Origin of the sequence: Acidovorax sp. 100, assembly GCF_003688355.1 — a bacterium.
In the GTDB taxonomy this organism is placed as follows: Bacteria; Pseudomonadota; Gammaproteobacteria; order Burkholderiales; family Burkholderiaceae_C; genus Acidovorax; species Acidovorax delafieldii.
On the sequence record NZ_REFD01000001.1, the window covers coordinates 3,897,983 to 3,914,260 of the forward strand.

A 16,278-nucleotide genomic window follows, 5' to 3' on the forward strand; every position below is an offset into this window, starting at 1 on the left:
GCCATAATGCCGCTATGAAAATTCAGTTTCCCAACATCGCCATCGTGGGTACCGGTGCCATGGGCCGAGGCATCGCACAAATTGCTGCCCAGGCTGGCAGTCAGGTTTTTCTGCTGGACGCCAACCCCGGAGCCGCCGACGCCGCACGGGCCGCCCTGCAGGAGCAATGGAACAAGCTGGTCGCCAAGGGCCGGATCGAAGCGGACCAAGCCACAGCACTGACCGCGCGGCTGCACCCCGTCAAAACAGCGGCAGACCTGGCGGCCTGCGATCTGGTGGTGGAAGCCATCGTGGAGCGGCTGGATGCCAAACAGGCCCTCTTCGTCGAACTGGAAGGGGTGGTGCGCGCCGATGCGGTGCTGGCCACGAACACGTCCTCCCTGTCCGTGACGGCCATTGGCGCAGTCCTCAAGCGCCCCGAACGCCTGGCCGGGTTCCACTTCTTCAACCCCGTCCCTTTGATGAAGGTGGTGGAGGTGATCGCGGGCCTCAAGACAGATCCAGCGATCTGCAATGCGCTGGCCGCGTATGCCAAGGAAATGGGCCATACCCCTGTACAGGCGCAGGACACCCCTGGCTTCATCGTGAACCACGCGGGGCGCGGCTTCGGCACGGAGGCCCTGCGCATCGCGGGCGAAGGCGTGGCCGATTTCGCTACCATCGACCGCATCCTTCGCGACCAGGTCGGCTTCAAGCTGGGGCCCTTCGAGTTGATGGACCTGACGGCGCTGGACGTGTCGCACCCGGTCATGGAGTCCATCTACCGCCAGTACTACGATGAACCCCGTTTCCGCCCCAGCGTGATCACCGCGCAGCGTCTGGCGGGGGGCGTGGTGGGCAAGAAGGTGGGCGAAGGCTTCTATCGCTACGTGGAGGGCACAGCGCAGGTGCCTGCCGAGGCGCCTGCCCCCGTGGTCAACGACATTCCGCCCGTGTGGGTGTCCCCGCGCGCTGCACGCCGGGCCGAGCTGTACCAATTGCTCAAGGACCTGGGGGCCACCATCGAGACCGGCCAATCCCCCTCCCCCCAGGCCATCACGCTGGTTGCCCCGCTGGGCTTTGACGTGACCACCGTCGCCGTGGTGGAGCGGCTGGACCCAGCCCGCACCATCGGCATCGACATGCTCATCGATGACGCCGCGACCAAGCGCCGCGTGCTGGCCACCAACCCCGCCACGCGCGTTGACATCCGCAACGCGGCGCATGCGCTGTTTGCGCGCGACGGCAAGGCTGTCAGTGTGACCCGTGACAGCGGTGGTTTCGTCACGCAGCGCGTGGTGGCCACCATCGTGAACATCGCCAGCGACATCTGCCAGCAAGGCATCTGCACCCCCAAAGATCTTGAGACCGCCGTCACCCTGGGCCTGGGCTACCCGCTGGGCCCCCTGGCCATGGGCGACCGCTGGGGCCCCACCAACATTCTGGAAGTGTTGTTCAACATGCAGACCGTGTATGGCGACACGCGCTACCGCCCCAGCCCGTGGCTGCGCCGAAGGGGTGCAATTGGCCTGAGCCTGAGCCATGTCGAAGAAGACTGATTGCCAAGCACCACGGCCACCTCACTGAACACCACCATGCCCGCAGAACTCCAGAGCACCAGCCAGGGCCAGACCCTGATCCTGACCCTTCGCAACCCCGAGCGGCGCAATGCCATCGACCCGGTAATGTATGCCGCGGGTGTGGAAGCACTGGGCGTGGCCGAAAGCAGCCCTGACATCCGCAGCGTGGTCATCACGGGCGCCGATGGCATGTTCTGCTCGGGCGGCAATCTGCAGCGCCTGCTGGCCAACCGCCAGGAAGCGCCGCAGGTGCAGGCACAGAGCATCGAAGGCCTGCACAACTGGATCGAGACCATCCGCACCTATCCCAAGCCGGTGATTGCGGCCGTGGAAGGCGCTGCGGCCGGTGCAGGGTTTTCGCTGGCACTGGCCTGCGATTTCATCGTGGCGGCCCGCAATGCCGTGTTTGTGATGGCCTACAGCAACGTGGCCCTGTCGCCCGATGGCGGCGCCAGCTGGAGCCTGGCCCACGCGCTGCCCCGCCAGATTGCCACCGAGATCCTCATGTGCGGGGACCGCATCGGCGCAGAACGCCTGCACGCATTGGGCCTGGTCAACCGCCTTGCCGAAGCAGGCAATGCACTCGACACCGCCCTGGCGCTGGCCGAGCAGCTCAATGCCCGTGCACCCAATGCACTGGCCAGCATCAAGGAGCTGCTGAACGAGGCTCCCCATGCCCAGCTCACGCACCACCTGGGCCATGAGCGCGACCACTTCGTGAAGAACCTGCACCACGCCAATGGCGGCACAGGCATCTCAGCGTTTCTGGAAAAGCGCGTTCCCCGCTACGAGTAGCGCTACACCACAAACGCCTCGACGCATCCACCGTCGCAGACCCAGCAACCCCCGGTACGCTGCCACCCAGCGCCGGGGGTTTTCTTTTGGCCTACGCGCAGACACGCAGGTGACAACCCTGACGCATTGCGCAGGTCCCTGACGCGACAATGGGCCTGTTTCTAGTCACCCAAAAGACAGGCCATGGACGACCCGATTCTTACTATCGAAGAACGTGAAGCGATCAACTCCGGTCGCTGGTTTTCATCACTCTCACCTTCGCTACGCCACGACATCCTGCGATGTGCATACGTCAAACGCTTCAAGGACGGCGGCCTCATCGCCGCACGCGGCGACCCGCCCGAGGAGTGGATTGCCTGCGCGCGCGGTGCAGTGCGGGTGAGCTCCACATCCATCTCGGGCAAGCAGATCACGCTGACCTATGTGGAGCCGGGCATCTGGTTCGGCGACGTGGCGATCTTCGATGGGGACCGGCGCACGCACGACGCCTACGCGCACGGCGACACCACGATCCTGTGTGTGGCCAAGGCCGATTTTCGCAAGATCCTGGCCGTACACACCGAGCTGTACGAAGCGATGCTGCGCCTGCATGCGCGGCGGATTCGCCAGCTGTTCGGGCTGGTGGAAGACCTCAACACGCTGCCCCTGCGATCGCGCCTGGCCAAGCAGCTGGTGCACTTGGTGCGCAGCTACGGCGTGCCCAGCCTGTCGGACGGCAGCGAAATGCGGATCAGCCTGCAATTGGCGCAGGAAGAACTGGCACAACTGCTAGGTGCCTCGCGCCAACGCGTGAACCAGGAACTCAAGGCCATGGAACGCGAAGACGCCATCCGCATCGAGCCGGGCGGCCTGGTGGTGCGGGACCGCGAAGCCCTGATGCGCATCGCTGAAGCCGACAACTGACTCACTTACCCCATCACTGACAGCCAGAACCTTCATCCGCCTCCATGAGCAACTTTGACCATTTCGTCGGCACCCGCCCTGTTTCCGATCAGCACGCCTTTGACATCGAAACGCTGACTGCATGGCTCTCCAGCAACATGGAGGGCTTTGCGGGCCCGCTGACGGTAGAGATGTTCAAGGGCGGGCAGTCCAACCCCACCTACAAGCTCATCACCCCCGGCGCCAGCTACGTGATGCGCGCCAAGCCCGGGCCCGTGGCCAAGCTGCTGCCTTCGGCCCACGCCATCGAGCGCGAGTTTGCGGTGATGAGCGGCCTGTATGGCACCGACGTTCCCGTGCCGCGCATGTTTGTGCTGTGCGAGGACGAGTCGGTGATTGGGCGCGCCTTCTACGTGATGGAGTGCATGCAGGGCCGCGTGCTGTGGGACCAGTCCCTGCCCGGCATGACGCCAGCTGAACGCGGTGACATCTACAACGAGATGAACCGGGTGATCGCGGCGCTGCACACGGTGAAATTTGCAGACCGAGGCCTGGCCAACTACGGCAAGCCCGGCAACTACTTTGACCGCCAGATCGGCCGCTGGAGCAAGCAATACGTGGCCTCCATCACGCAGCCCATCGAAGAGATGGACCGCCTCATGGAATGGTTGCCTGCCAACATGCCCGCCAGCGCACGCGACGAGGGCCATGTGTCCATCGTGCACGGCGACTACCGCCTGGACAACCTGATGTTCCATCCCACCGAGCCCCGCGTGATCGCCGTGCTCGACTGGGAGCTGTCCACACTGGGCCATCCGCTGGCGGACTTCAGCTACCACTGCATGAGCTGGCACATTCCTGCCTCGCTGGGGCGTGGCATTGCGGGGTTGGACCTGGGCGCGCTGGGCATTCCCGACGAAGACACCTACATCCGCCTGTACTGCGAGCGCACCGGCATCACCACCCCCGATGCGCTGCGTGCCGACTGGAACTTCTACCTCGCCTACAACATGTTCCGCATCGCCGCCATTTTGCAGGGCATCGCCAAGCGGGTAGAGGCTGGCACGGCCTCCAGCGCCCAGGCCAAGGCCTCGGGCGACACCGCGCGACCCATGGCCCAGCTGGCCTGGTCCTTCGCGCAACGCGGCTGAACACACGACGCAACACCAGCGCCGCCCACGATTACCAACGGAGAAGAAACCCATGGACTTTGACTACTCGCCCAAAACCAAGGAACTGCAGGCCAAGCTGCTCCAGTTCATGGATGACCACATCTATCCGAACGAGTCTGCCTACAAGGATGAGTTGGCCGCCAACACCGTCGCAGGCAAGCGCTGGAGCGCGCTGAACACCATCGAGAACCTCAAGCCCAAGGCCCAGGCCGCCGGGTTGTGGAACCTGTTCCTGCCGGTCGACAGCGCCGCAGCATCCGGCTATGCAGGTGCCGGGCTGACCAACCAGGAATACGCACCGCTGGCCGAAATCATGGGCCGCGTGCCATGGGCCAGCGAGGTGTTCAACTGCTCCGCGCCCGACACCGGCAACATGGAAACCATTGCCCGCTACGGCGACGAAGCCAACAAGGCCCGCTGGCTCAAGCCCCTGCTCGAAGGCAAGATCCGCTCGGCCTTCGCCATGACCGAGCCCGATGTGGCATCGAGCGACGCCACCAACATCGAGACCCGCATCGAGCGCCAGGGCGATGAGTACGTGATCAACGGCCGCAAGTGGTGGATCTCTGGTGCCGCCGACCCGCGCTGCGCCGTGTTCATCACCATGGGCAAGACCGACCCCGAAGCCCCGCGCCATTCGCAGCAGAGCATGGTGCTGGTGCCCGCCGACGCCCCTGGCATCAAGATCATCCGTCCGCTCAATGTTCTGGGCTACGACGACGCCCCACACGGCCACGTCGAGATGACCTTCGAAAACGTGCGTGTGCCCGTCTCCAACATCCTGCTGGGCGAAGGCCGTGGCTTCGAGATCGCCCAGGGCCGCCTGGGCCCTGGACGCATTCACCACTGCATGCGCCTCATTGGCCTGGCCGAACGTGCGCTGGAGCTGATGTGCAAGCGCGCATCGTCACGCGTGGCCTTTGGCAAGACCGTGGCCCAGCAGACCGTGACACAGGAGCGCATTGCCGAGGCCCGCTGCAAGATCGACATGGCCCGCCTGCTCACCCTGAAGGCTGCCTGGCTGATGGACGTGGCCGGCAACAAGGTCGCCAAGACAGAGATTGCCATGATCAAGGTGGTGGCCCCCAGCATGGCCTGCCAGGTCATCGACTGGGCCATGCAGGTGCACGGCGGTGGCGGCATGTCTGACGACTTCCCCCTGGCCTACGCCTACGCCGGTGCGCGCACCCTGCGCTTTGCCGACGGCCCGGACGAAGTGCACCGCAACGCCATTGCCAAGTGGGAGCTGGGCAAGTACGGCACCTACGGCCGGGACGCCGCCGTGCCGGTGACCCGCGGTAGCTGACGCTCCACGGCACAGGACACAGGACCCGCAGACGCTCTACTGCGGGTCTTCAGCGTCTCCCGTCGCCCCGCCTGCGGCCGCAGGGGGCGGCAGGTTCTGCAATGCCCCTTGGGCGGCCGCCAGCAGCAGCTGCGTGGCCTGGGCGATCTCCGTCAGGCTGCGCTGCGTGTGCTCCATGCGCAGATACACCTTGCCGCGTACTAGCATCAACAGCAACGGCGACTGCGCCCGTACCTCCCCGCCCTCACCTTCCACGATGTTGAGCAACTGGGACACCACCGGCGCATGGATCCAGCGCTGCGCTGTCTCCATGCGCTCCGCCACCACCGCAAAGTGCTGGCGAAACGAGGCGGGCAGGCCCGGCCAGGTCACCTCTTCAAACATCGCCAGCCAGCGCATTTCCTCGGGCAGGCTGGCATTCACCGTGGTCTGCAGGGTGTCGGTGATGGCGTTGTAGGCATTGCCCTCCAAGGACTCCTGCAAGGGGCGGTTAAGCACCATCACCGCCGCGTCCGGGTCCACCCCCAGATCGGCGCGCCCCCGCAACTCCAGGCCGCGCACATAGTCACGCGTGGGATTGCCACATTCCAGCCGCCACGGGTGGCCATTCAGGTCGCCCCCCAGGTCAAAATGCCCGTCCACCGCCTGCGGCACCACCGCCAGGCGCTGGGTGGCCGCCCAACGCACCACCTCCTGGTTGGACACGGGCCGTGCGGCATTCGGGCCACCGGGCAGATGCAGCGCTTTGCGAAGACGGTCAAACATGGCGATTCGAAGCCCAAGGCTTCGCGGAAGTCACGGATGCAGGCATTATTGGGGGCATCGGCCGCTGCGGCAAACCGGCGGAACGCCTTCTGTGACCTGGTTCACCATACCGGAAGGGCAAAGTGGCGAACGGCTGGAGCGGCCACTGCCTAGGCGCATGGGCACCGCACCGCGCCGGAGCGCCCCTGCCGCATTCACTTTTGGCGATCTGAACAGCCCACATGCTCTTCTCTATGGACCGCAGACTTGCCCTCATCACCGTGGCTGGTGCGATCGCCGCTCCGGGGACCGCCCTGGCGCTGCCCGACGATGCATCGGCCCGGGCACGCCAGCTGGTGCGCTGGTCCACCGCAACGGCCGACCACCAGGGCTTGCCGTTTGCCGTGATCGACAAGCCTGCCGCGCGCATCCACGTGTTTTCGGCACAGGCCCAGTGGCTCGGCAGCGCGCCCGTGCTGCTGGGGGCCGCTGCGGGTGACCGCTCAGCCCCGGGCATCGGGGCCAAGCCTCTGTCCCACATCCGCCCGCACGAACGCACCACCCCTGCAGGCCGCTTTGTGACCGAGCCCGGCCGCAACCTGCAGGGTGAAGACATTGTGTGGATCGACTACGACGCTGCCGTCTCACTGCACCGGGTGCGCAGCGTGAGCGCCGCAGAGCGCCGCCTACAGCGCCTGGCAAGCTCCAGCACCCAAGAAAAACGCATCAGCTATGGCTGTGTGAACGCACCCGCAGCGTTCTACGACCAATTCATCGCGCCCTGGTTCGGGCGAGCGCCAGGGGTAATCTACGTGCTGCCGGACACCGAGCCTTTTGCTACATTTTTTGAAGCAGCCAGCACATATGAGTAATGCGCTACCGGCTCATTTCTCTCAAAAATGTGCACCCAGGAGCCACTGCACAATAAAACGGCCATTCCGCACGGTCATGCAGTGGGCTCCATCCGTTGCGGCTCCCGGTCAGGCCTGAAAAGGCGCGATGACGAAGCCCATTCAAGTGACCATGTACGGGTCAGGCATCTGCGCCCGCAGACCGGAAGTGCAGTGATTCACCGTGACGTCTTCCCAATGCCGGTAGTTGGCCTGCATGCCTCAAATCTGCTCGATCTCCAGGACCCCACCCGCTGAGATTCTTCGGCCCCGGGGTTACGGTGCAGCCGGTGCGGGGGCCAGCGTCAGCTCATGGGCCCAGCGTGCTGGCTGGCGCTGCAGGGCGCGGTAGCCCGTCTGCGCCCAGGTGCTGCTCATGTCGCGGTAACGCGGCGAAAACACCAGGCCACTTTGTCCGGTCTGGTAAATGAAGCGCGACTGCTCCAGGTCGGCCAGGTCGTACACCGCGCGCAGCGATGCGGCGTGGCGGTTCACAAACGGGCCCTTGGCTTCGCCCGCGTTGTACTGCCCCACATTGACGGTATAGGCGTCGCCATGCGATGGCTCGCTCACGTCAAAAAAGCGGGCCAGTGCAGGCACATTGCCAAACGGCCGGTGCACGCTGAGTGCCGGGTGCGCCGCGCCCCAGCGCCATTGCGCGGGGTCTGCGCCGTAGGCCGCCTGCAGCCGATCGAGCGCGCGTCCCAGGGCTGCGGCCGACTGCTCTGCACACGATGCGGGCTGGCACCACCAGGTGTCGTTGCGCTCCAGGATGCCCTCCAGCGCGGCCCGGTAGTCGCGCTTGCCGTAAGTGGCGGCAAACCGCGCGTCACCGATGCGCGGCACGATCAGGCCCCGCGCCAGCTCGTCGGTCCATGCGGCAAACACCAGGGGCGCAGCCTTGCCCGCATCCATCACACCGTCAAAGCCTTGGAGCTGCTCCTGCGCAGCTGCGGCCAGGGGGTGTGATGACTTGGCCTGCTGCAGGTAGGGCAGCAGCCTGCGCGTGGCCAGCGAGGTCACATCGCGGTGAATGGCCTGCATGCTCGCGGCATCGTGCTTGTCGGTGGCCTCGATCAGCTGCGCAATGCGTTCGTAGCGGTAAGGCAAGGCCCAGTCTTGGGTCAGGTAGTGGGGATAGTCGGGCGCCGTCACCCGCTGGTTGGCGGTGGCTATCCAGCCCCGGGCGCCGTTGTCCTCCGGCGTCTGGTCGTACGGCAGCCACCCCTTCCAGTCGTACCGGGCGTCCCAGCCCGGCGAAGGCGCCACGCCCCGGATGTCGTTGGCAGGGTCTCGCACGGGCGCGCGGCCTGCGGCCTTGAAGCGGATGTTGCCCTGGTCATCGGCCGCCACCACGTTCTGCATCGGCGAGTGGTAGTGCGACAGGGCCGCGAACAACGCGTCCACCGATTTCGCCTGGTTGGTCTGGAGGCCCGCCAGCACCGTCTGGTTGTCGGCATCGAGCGCGCTCCAGCGCAGCGCCAGCACGTATTTGCCGAGGTCCAGCACGTCCGCATGCGACTTCTGCGCGTCGCTCAACACAGGGCCATGCCGGGTGCTGCGCACTTTCAGGGCGACGTCGGCCTGCCCTTTTACGCGAATGGTTTCGTTGCGCACCGTGAAGGGTGCCCAGCCTTCGGGCGTGCGGTACTGCGAAGCATCAGCGGGGTTGATCTGCTCCAGGTACAGGTCCTGAACATCGGGGCCGGTGTTGGTGAAGCCCCAGGCCACTTTGTCCGTACGGCCCAGCACCACAAAGGGCATGCCGGGCAAGGTGGCGCCCACCGCGTCGATGGCGCCGATGGGGGTGCCGTCAGACGCCTGGCCTGCGGGAGCCTGCAAGCCTGCAAAGTACCAGATGGCAGGTGCCGACAGGCCCAGGTGCGGGTCGTTGGCCAGCAGCGGTTTGCCACTGACGGTGCGGGTGCCCGCCAGCACCCAGTTGTTGCTGCCCTTGCCCTCGTTGGTACCCGCATTGCGGGTCAGTTCGTCAGCCCAGGCCAGCATGCCGGCACTGATCTGGCGGGACAAAGGCCCGTCACCCATCGCAGCAGATGCAGCTCCCCGGTCGACCGGTTCAGCGGCGGCCGCCGGTGCAGCAGAAGCGCTGGCATCGGTGGCCCGGTACACCCCCAGCTGCCGGTACAACGCGGCCAGGTCGGCCGAGGCTGCGGGGCGCTCGCCCGGGTACGGTGGCATCAGTTGCCACAAGCGCTCGGTGTCCAGCGTTTTCGCAATGGACAGCCGCGCAAACTCGTTGCCCCAGTTGCCGCCCAGGTCCAGCGCCATCATCAGCGCCCAGCCCACGCTGTCCTCGGGCTCCCACACGGCGCCCGTGGTCCCGCCGGGCTGAACGCCCAGGATATGGAACTCCGGCGGCAGCGCCTGGGGGCGGTTCTGGTGGAAGGCGTGGATGCCCTGGCTGTAGGCCTGCAGGGCCTCCTGGGCATACAACGGCAGGCCTGCATACTGCCGCCTGGCCGTGCCCATGATGTCCAGCGTGCGCATGAGCTTGTCGGTCTCCAGCGTGGCCGGCCCAAACACTTCGGACAGCTCGCCGTGCATCACGCGGCGGTTGAACTCCAGCTGCCAGGTGCGCTCCTGCGCATGCACGTAACCCATCGCAAACCAGGCGTCTTGCGGGCTCTGCGCGCGGATGTGGGTGACGTCTGCGCCATCGCGCTGCACCTGCACGGCCTGCCGCAGGCCCTTCACGACCAGCTTGCCATCCAGTGTCGCAAAGCTGCGCTGTACATACACGGCGGCCCCCGTGCCAGCCAGCAAGGCCGCCACCACCAGCCCGACGGCCGTTCGTTTCATCCACGCCATGTCTCGTGTCTCCTGCTTGTTCTGGGTTGTTTGTGTGGGTTCGGAAGTGAAAGGGCTGCGCGCCGACCGGGAGCCCGCCGCGCTGTGACAGCTGTCGGCGGCAGCCGAAGGCCTCAGCCCAGATGAACGCTGGTGCCGGCGACCTGAAAGTTCATGATCGGAGCACTGGACTCGGTAAAGGGAACCCCCAGCGCAATCTGCCCCGTGCCATGCAGGATGCAGGCATCGCGGCGCAGCCGCACGGGCGAGTCGCTGCCGTCAAACCGCACCCAGGTGCCGAAGCTGCTCATGTCGGTCAGCACAAAGCCGCTGTTGCGCCAGTCGATGCGCGCATGCAGCCGTGAAACGCGGGGGTCATTGATGCACAGCTGGGCATGGTTGGCGCGCCCCACATGCACCGGCGCATCCGACGAGGTGAACGACATGTCCACCCCATGCCAGGAAAACTGGATCTGCCCCAGGATGGAATCGGCCGGAGCAAAACTGCTGACCAGCGCCGCCTGCATGGTGAGCGAATCGGGCTCTTCGTTCTCGCGCCACTCCACCTGGTAGAGCATCTGCAGCTCGGCCTTGCCGCGGATTTCCATCAGGCCCAGCTTGCGGTACCACACATCGGCAGCGGCCCCAGCCAGCAGCACAGTCGTCTCGGTGGCCCAGATTTCGGCGGGGCCCGCGCGCTCGCACAGGCGGGAGGCCACATTGACGGCATCACCGTAGCAGTCGCCATCCACATCGACCACCTCGCCACTGGCCACTCCCACGCGGATGTCCATGCGCAGCGGCTGCGGCCACCGGTCCAGACGCGCCTGGTGCTGGCGCAGCATGTGGGTGGTGGCAGTCACGGCACTGGCCGCATCACCAAACACACACAACACCCCGTCGCCCAGCTTCTTGACCACGCGGCCCGCATGCGCCTCGATGGTGTCACTGATCCACTGCGTGACCTGGGTCACTGCCTCGGTGGCGCGCTCGTTGCCCAGCGTTTCATACAACGAGGTGCTGCCCGAAATGTCGGCGAAGACCACCGTTGACAACACACTCATGAACGATGGCCGATTAGTAACATCATGTGAACCAGTTTAGTGCAAGCTCAACGAAGACGCATCTATCAAAGCGTCAACAATCCTTCGCCAAGGTCTTTGCGGGCCACGCACGCCAGTACTTGCGGCCTCACTGCAGGCGCTGGTGGTGGCAGTAGGCGTAGAGGGCGCGCACCTTGGGTGCCTGAAGACCCGGCAAAGCCCACGCCGAGCAGCGCACCTGTTCACCCGGTTGCCTCGCGTCAGGCCGCCGCAAGCCTTCGCGATGAATTGCGTAAAAGTTCGCAACAAACGGGGGCGCCGTGTTGTCTTTATGCAAAAACAGGAGCGTCACCCTTGCGTCAATCCTCACTCCCGCTTACTTTGATCGACCCTGTTACAAAAATTGCACAGCTCACCGTCCATGCGCTGGAACAAGCCCAATCTCCGCAACAACCTGCACGACCTGCTCGGTCGTGACAAACCGTCATCGACGGCCTGGGTGCGCGACCAGGGTCTGGAAGAGGTGCGGCGTGCCATGCTGCAAAGTCTGATGGGGTTGACCGGCTGCGAAGTGGCGCGCATGAACATGCGCCTGCGCTATGCGGGCGACATTGAAGCGCTGTGGTACCTGCGCAGCGATTTGCTCGACACGCTCACCCTGCTGCGCGGCGAGGCCATCGCACAGACGGTGCTGGACCGGGTGACGCCGATGTTCCAGGGGCAGTTGCCGCTGTCGCTGCGGGTGCCACAAATGCCCAACGCACCCCGCGCGCACCTCTGAAACCCTGAGATTGCAGCCCTGACGGCCGGGGCCGGTCACCACGCCGCACCGGCATCGTGCCACGCAGCGGCCCCGGGTTAGCGCCGCCTGTTCAGTGCTGGTGGCCCCAATAGATCAGCGCATCGCGCTCTTCAACCGACAACGACACCGTTGCACCCACGGGCAGCAGCACCTTGGTCTCGACATGCCCAAACGGCAGGTTGGTCAGCACGGGCGCCTTGATCTGGGTGCGCAGCCAGTCCACCACCGACTGCAGCTTGTAGCCCTTGTCGTGCGGCGCCAGCTTGAAGTTGGTGAACTGCCCCAGTACCACGGCTTTCTGCTGGGCCAGCACACCGGCGTGCAGCAGCTGGGTCAGCATGCGCTCAACGCGGTAGGGATGTTCGTGCACATCCTCCACAAACAGCACCCCACCCTTGACCTGCGGGAAGTACGGCGTGCCGACCAGCGAAGCCAGCACCGCCAGGTTGCCGCCCCACAGGGTGGCGCTTTTCACATAGACGTTGGGCACAGCAGGCTTGCCGGTAGTGGCATGGGGCTTTTCCTTGTGCATGCGCCAGCCCGTGCCTTCACCATGGCCGGTCAGCAGGTCGTCAAAGCAGGCTTCCATGATGTCGTCAGGCGCGCCCTCTACGCCAAAATCGGCCCCCAGCGACGGCCCCGCCCAGGTGGTGGCCCCGGTTTTGGCCAGCACGGCGAGCTGGAAGGCGGTGAAGTCGCTCACGCCCACGAAGTGGGTGCCCTTTTCGATGGCCTTGGCCACCGCCTTGTAGCGGATGCCCGGCAGGATGCGCGTGAGGCCATAGCCCCCGCGCGAGATCAGCGCCACATCGGCACCACTGGCCGCCGCACGGTGGATGGCGGCCAACCGGGTGGCGTCGTCGCCCGCAAAGCGTGTGTGTGTGGCCAGCGCGTCCACATCCACCTCCACCTCATGGCCCTGGGCCTTGAGACGGGCGATGCCCCGCTTGAAGGCGGCCTTGTCGCGCACTGCACTGGAAGGCGAGTAGATGTAGATGTGCTTGGGACCGTGGTCGTGGTCGCACTGCGAGGGATCGTGATGGTGGTCGTGCAAAGCGCTCAGGCCCCGGGGGGGCCTGCTCCGTAAACAGGGGGGATGCCCGCTGCCCCATGCAGTCAAGGGGCACGAGCGGGCACATCAGTGCGTGAAGTATTCCACAGCCTGTGCGGCAATGGCCTCGCCGTGCTCCTGAACAAAGTGGCCCGCATGGGGCAGCACCACCGGCTCGGGGCATCCACGGATGTTGTGTTGCAGCGCCCGCATGGTGGGCAGCCCCAGCACGGGGTCTTGCGCCCCCACCACCATCAGGCTGCGGCCTTGCCACTGCTGCTGCCAGAAATCGCGGGCTGCACGCGACAGCGCCGCGCCGGGGTCATCGGGATCGGCAGGCACACGTTCGGGGAACGCGCGCAGCGCAGCCCGGTAGCCTTTGTCCGGAAAGGGCGCATCGTACGCCGCACATTCGTCGGGATGCAGGTGCGGGTTGCCGCGTGCCAACAGGCGCCCTACCCCGTACAGCGGCTTGTCCCGGCACATCGCACGCCAGTCCAAAAAGCCCTGGGGCAACGGTGCATCGCCTGTGGCCAGCAGCGTGTTCATCACCAGCAGGCTGCCAAACCGCTCAGGCATCGCCATGGGCAGCGTGAGGCCCAGGATGCCGCCCCAGTCCTGCACCACCAGCACGACATTGCGCAGGTCCAGCCGCTCGATCAGCTCCAGCAGCACCTGGCGGTGCCATTCGAACTGGTGCGCACCTTCCTTCTTGGGCTTGTCGCTTTTGCCAAAGCCGATCAGGTCGGACGCCACCACGCGGTCACCTGCAGCCAGAAAGGTGGGCAGCATGCGGCGATAGAGGTAGCTCCAGGCCGGATTGCCATGCAGGCAAAGCCAGGTGCGGCGCGCATCGCGGGGGCCTTCGTCCAGGTAGTGCAGGCGCAGGCCTGCCAGACTCGGCAGGTCGCTGACGTAGTGGGGAGCCCAGGGGTAGCCGGGCAGGTTCGCGAAAGCCGCATCGGGTGTACGCAAGGCATCGTCACGCAGGGGGTGGCGGGCCAATGCCTCGGCGCGTTGCTGGCGGCGCCGCTGCGCAAAAAAGCGGCTCAGCAGGCCGCCGCACTCCTCGGCCAGCACCCCGCCCTGCACCTCGGTCTGGTGGTTGATCTCGGCATGCCCAAACAGGTTGAGCACCGAGCCTGCCGCACCCGTCTTGGGCTCCATCGCGCCAAACACCACCCGTGCCAGGCGGGCATGCAGCATGGCGCCACTGCACATGGCGCAAGGCTCCAGCGTCACATACAGGCTGCAGCCGTCCAGCCGGTAGTTGCCCAGGCGCTGGGCTGCCGCACGCAGGGCGACGATCTCGGCATGGGCCGTCGGGTCGTGACCTTCCACCGGGGCATTGCGGCCGGTGGCGATGACCTGGCCGTCCTTGACCACGATGGCGCCCACGGGCACCTCGCCCGCGCTGGCTGCGGCTTGCGCCTCGGCCAGGGCCAGTCGCATCCAGTGCGCATCGTCGGCGGTTTTCATCACTATATTTTCAATAGCATCCAAGGCATGAAGTATCAGCGCTTGAAGCCGATCTGGCTCATTTTTTCTCGTCTTCGGGCATGGGGCGTGCCTGTTGCATCAGGCCTTCTACCTGCTGCTTGACCTGCTGCTGCATCTGCTGGCTCTGCTCACGCACCGTTCCGGTCGGCACCGACGCAGGCCCCGCTGCGCCTGTGGCGGTTTGCAATGCGGGCACGGGGGCGCGCGTGGCCGCCAGTTGCTTCTTGGCCAGCAGGCCCACGATGGCCAGCACCACCACCAGTCCGACCAATCCAAACATTGCGCGCATACCTGGGCTCCTTGGCGGGCACCGGCGGCCCGCGCGTTCTTGCGATGGGATCTGACTGTAAAGCCAAACGCCGCACGCAAAAACGGCCGCAGGGAGCGGCCGTTGGGTCAGGAGTCGCTGAAGCAACGCCGGAGAGTGACCTCAGTTCAATGCCACGCGGCTACCGTCCTTGAACGTGTACAAGGTCACGGCGGGCGTGGTCAGCTCGCCCTTGGCGGTGAAGGCGATGTTGGCAGTCACGCCCTTGTATTCAGTCTTGGCGAGGAACGGCGCGAACACCTTGGGGTCCACCGAGTTGGCGCGCTTCATCGCGTCAGCCAGCACCATGGCGGCGTCATAGGCGTAGGGGCTGTAGATCTGGAACTGGCCGGGGAACTTGGCGTCGTAGCGCTTCTTCCAGTCCGAGCCGCCCTGCATCTTGTCCACCGACGCGCCGCCCGTCGCGCAGGTCACATTCTTCAGCGCGGGGGTCTTGCCCGACAGTTCGGGCAGCTTCTCGGTGCACAGCGCATCACCGCCAAAGAACTTCACGTTGCCCAGGCCCAGCTGCTCCATCTGGCGCAGCATGGGGCCAGCTTGGGCGTCCAGGCCGCCGTAGAAGATCGCGTCGGGCTTCTTGTTCTTGATGGCGGTGAGGATGGCCATGAAGTCGGTGGCCTTGTCGTTGGTGAACTCCTCGGCCACCACTTTCAGGCCCTTTTGTTGCGCCGTCGCCTTGAAAACCGAGGCCACGCCCTGGCCATAGGCCGTGCGGTCGTCGATGATGGCCACGCTCTTGAGCTTGAGGTGGTCTGCACCAAACAAGGCCAGGGCAGCACCCAGCGCGTTGTCGTTGGCGATCAGGCGGAAGGTGGTCTTGTGGCCTGGCTTGGTCAGGTCGGGGTTGGAGGCCGAGGCCGTGATGTGCGGCAGGTCGCACTTGGCGTAGACCGCCGAGGCGGGAATGGACGTGCCCGATTGCAGGTGCCCCACCACGCCCGCCACCTTCTGGTCGCACAGCTTCTGGGCCACGGCGGTGGCCTGGCGTGGGTCGCCCGCGTCGTCTTCGGCCGCGATTTCAAACTTGATCTTTTTGCCGCCGATGACGAGGTTCTGGGCGTTCAGGTCGTCAATGGCCAGACGCACACCGTTTTCCGTGTCTTTGCCGATGTGGGCAATGCCGCCCGACACCGGGCCCGCATGGGCGATCTTGACGGTCTGTACGTCCTGGGCAGAGGCCAGATGGGCCGCCAGCGCAAGGGCGGTCAGCGCAGAAATTCGGAACAGGGGCGAAGAAGCGAAAACGGGGCGCAGCACGGTACAAAGTCTCCTTGGTCGGTCAAAGCATCCTGTTGTGCACCGAACTTGTACACAACAAACCCCGCATCGTAGCCACCTCAACCCTCGTTTTCGCAAAATTACTAAGCAAACTTAGCAATTTGCTCCGGCATTAACCGG

General features: G+C 65.5%; 14 protein-coding genes. 7 read left to right on the forward strand and 7 right to left on the reverse strand.

All coding sequences use genetic code 11. From position 1 onward, the window contains the following. Positions 1-14: 14 nt before the first annotated feature. The 5 genes from C8C96_RS17955 to C8C96_RS17975 all read left to right on the forward strand — a co-directional run bounded on the left by C8C96_RS17955 (position 15) and on the right by C8C96_RS17975 (position 5,714). Positions 15-1,538, forward strand: coding sequence for a 3-hydroxyacyl-CoA dehydrogenase (locus C8C96_RS17955; protein ID WP_116749579.1), 1,524 nt, complete (start codon positions 15-17; stop codon positions 1,536-1,538). Between the two features lie 36 nt (positions 1,539-1,574). Continuing rightward, a complete protein-coding gene (locus tag C8C96_RS17960; RefSeq protein WP_121944079.1) occupies positions 1,575-2,354 on the forward strand; it encodes an oxepin-CoA hydrolase, alternative type in 780 nt (259 codons plus the stop codon). Between the two features lie 183 nt (positions 2,355-2,537). After that, on the forward strand, positions 2,538-3,257 hold the full coding sequence (locus C8C96_RS17965; RefSeq protein WP_015013747.1) for a Crp/Fnr family transcriptional regulator: 720 nt from the start codon (positions 2,538-2,540) through the stop codon (positions 3,255-3,257). A 44-nt stretch (positions 3,258-3,301) separates the two neighbouring features. Next, the gene (locus tag C8C96_RS17970) at positions 3,302-4,387 is read left to right on the forward strand and encodes a phosphotransferase (RefSeq protein ID WP_121943186.1); all 1,086 of its coding nucleotides are present in this window, start codon (positions 3,302-3,304) and stop codon (positions 4,385-4,387) included. A gap of 52 nt (positions 4,388-4,439) precedes the next feature. Next, positions 4,440-5,714: an acyl-CoA dehydrogenase family protein gene (locus C8C96_RS17975; RefSeq protein WP_056067410.1), complete on the forward strand. Its 1,275-nt coding sequence runs from the start codon at positions 4,440-4,442 to the stop codon at positions 5,712-5,714. 36 nt (positions 5,715-5,750) lie between these two features. On the opposite strand, the gene C8C96_RS17980 is transcribed toward C8C96_RS17975, so the two are convergent. Beyond that, positions 5,751-6,479 (reverse strand): hypothetical protein, encoded by a 729-nt coding sequence (locus tag C8C96_RS17980; protein WP_121943187.1) that lies wholly within the window; start codon positions 6,477-6,479, stop codon positions 5,751-5,753. Positions 6,480-6,712: 233 nt separating this feature from the next. Here C8C96_RS17980 and C8C96_RS17985 point away from each other — a divergent pair, with 233 nt between their 5' ends. After that, the gene (locus C8C96_RS17985) at positions 6,713-7,330 is read left to right on the forward strand and encodes a hypothetical protein (protein WP_121943188.1); all 618 of its coding nucleotides are present in this window, start codon (positions 6,713-6,715) and stop codon (positions 7,328-7,330) included. A gap of 294 nt (positions 7,331-7,624) precedes the next feature. On the opposite strand, the gene C8C96_RS17990 is transcribed toward C8C96_RS17985, so the two are convergent. After that, positions 7,625-10,177, reverse strand: coding sequence for a penicillin acylase family protein (locus C8C96_RS17990; RefSeq protein ID WP_121943189.1), 2,553 nt, complete (start codon positions 10,175-10,177; stop codon positions 7,625-7,627). A 113-nt stretch (positions 10,178-10,290) separates the two neighbouring features. Then, positions 10,291-11,220: an adenylate/guanylate cyclase domain-containing protein gene (locus C8C96_RS17995; RefSeq protein ID WP_056744210.1), complete on the reverse strand. Its 930-nt coding sequence runs from the start codon at positions 11,218-11,220 to the stop codon at positions 10,291-10,293. Positions 11,221-11,620: 400 nt separating this feature from the next. On the opposite strand from C8C96_RS17995, the gene C8C96_RS18000 reads away from it, so the two are divergent. Next, positions 11,621-11,980, forward strand: coding sequence for a hypothetical protein (locus tag C8C96_RS18000; protein WP_121943190.1), 360 nt, complete (start codon positions 11,621-11,623; stop codon positions 11,978-11,980). A gap of 91 nt (positions 11,981-12,071) precedes the next feature. Here C8C96_RS18000 and C8C96_RS18005 read toward each other — a convergent pair whose 3' ends face one another. The 4 genes from C8C96_RS18005 to C8C96_RS18020 all read right to left on the reverse strand — a co-directional run bounded on the left by C8C96_RS18005 (position 12,072) and on the right by C8C96_RS18020 (position 16,137). Further along, positions 12,072-13,055, reverse strand: coding sequence for an LD-carboxypeptidase (locus C8C96_RS18005; RefSeq protein ID WP_056067397.1), 984 nt, complete (start codon positions 13,053-13,055; stop codon positions 12,072-12,074). Positions 13,056-13,139: 84 nt separating this feature from the next. Beyond that, positions 13,140-14,531 (reverse strand): tRNA adenosine(34) deaminase TadA, encoded by a 1,392-nt coding sequence (gene tadA / locus C8C96_RS18010; RefSeq protein WP_121943191.1) that lies wholly within the window; start codon positions 14,529-14,531, stop codon positions 13,140-13,142. Between the two features lie 58 nt (positions 14,532-14,589). Then, positions 14,590-14,841, reverse strand: coding sequence for a hypothetical protein (locus C8C96_RS18015; RefSeq protein WP_121943192.1), 252 nt, complete (start codon positions 14,839-14,841; stop codon positions 14,590-14,592). A 141-nt stretch (positions 14,842-14,982) separates the two neighbouring features. After that, a complete protein-coding gene (locus C8C96_RS18020) occupies positions 14,983-16,137 on the reverse strand; it encodes a branched-chain amino acid ABC transporter substrate-binding protein (RefSeq protein ID WP_121943193.1) in 1,155 nt (384 codons plus the stop codon). Positions 16,138-16,278: the final 141 nt, after the last annotated feature.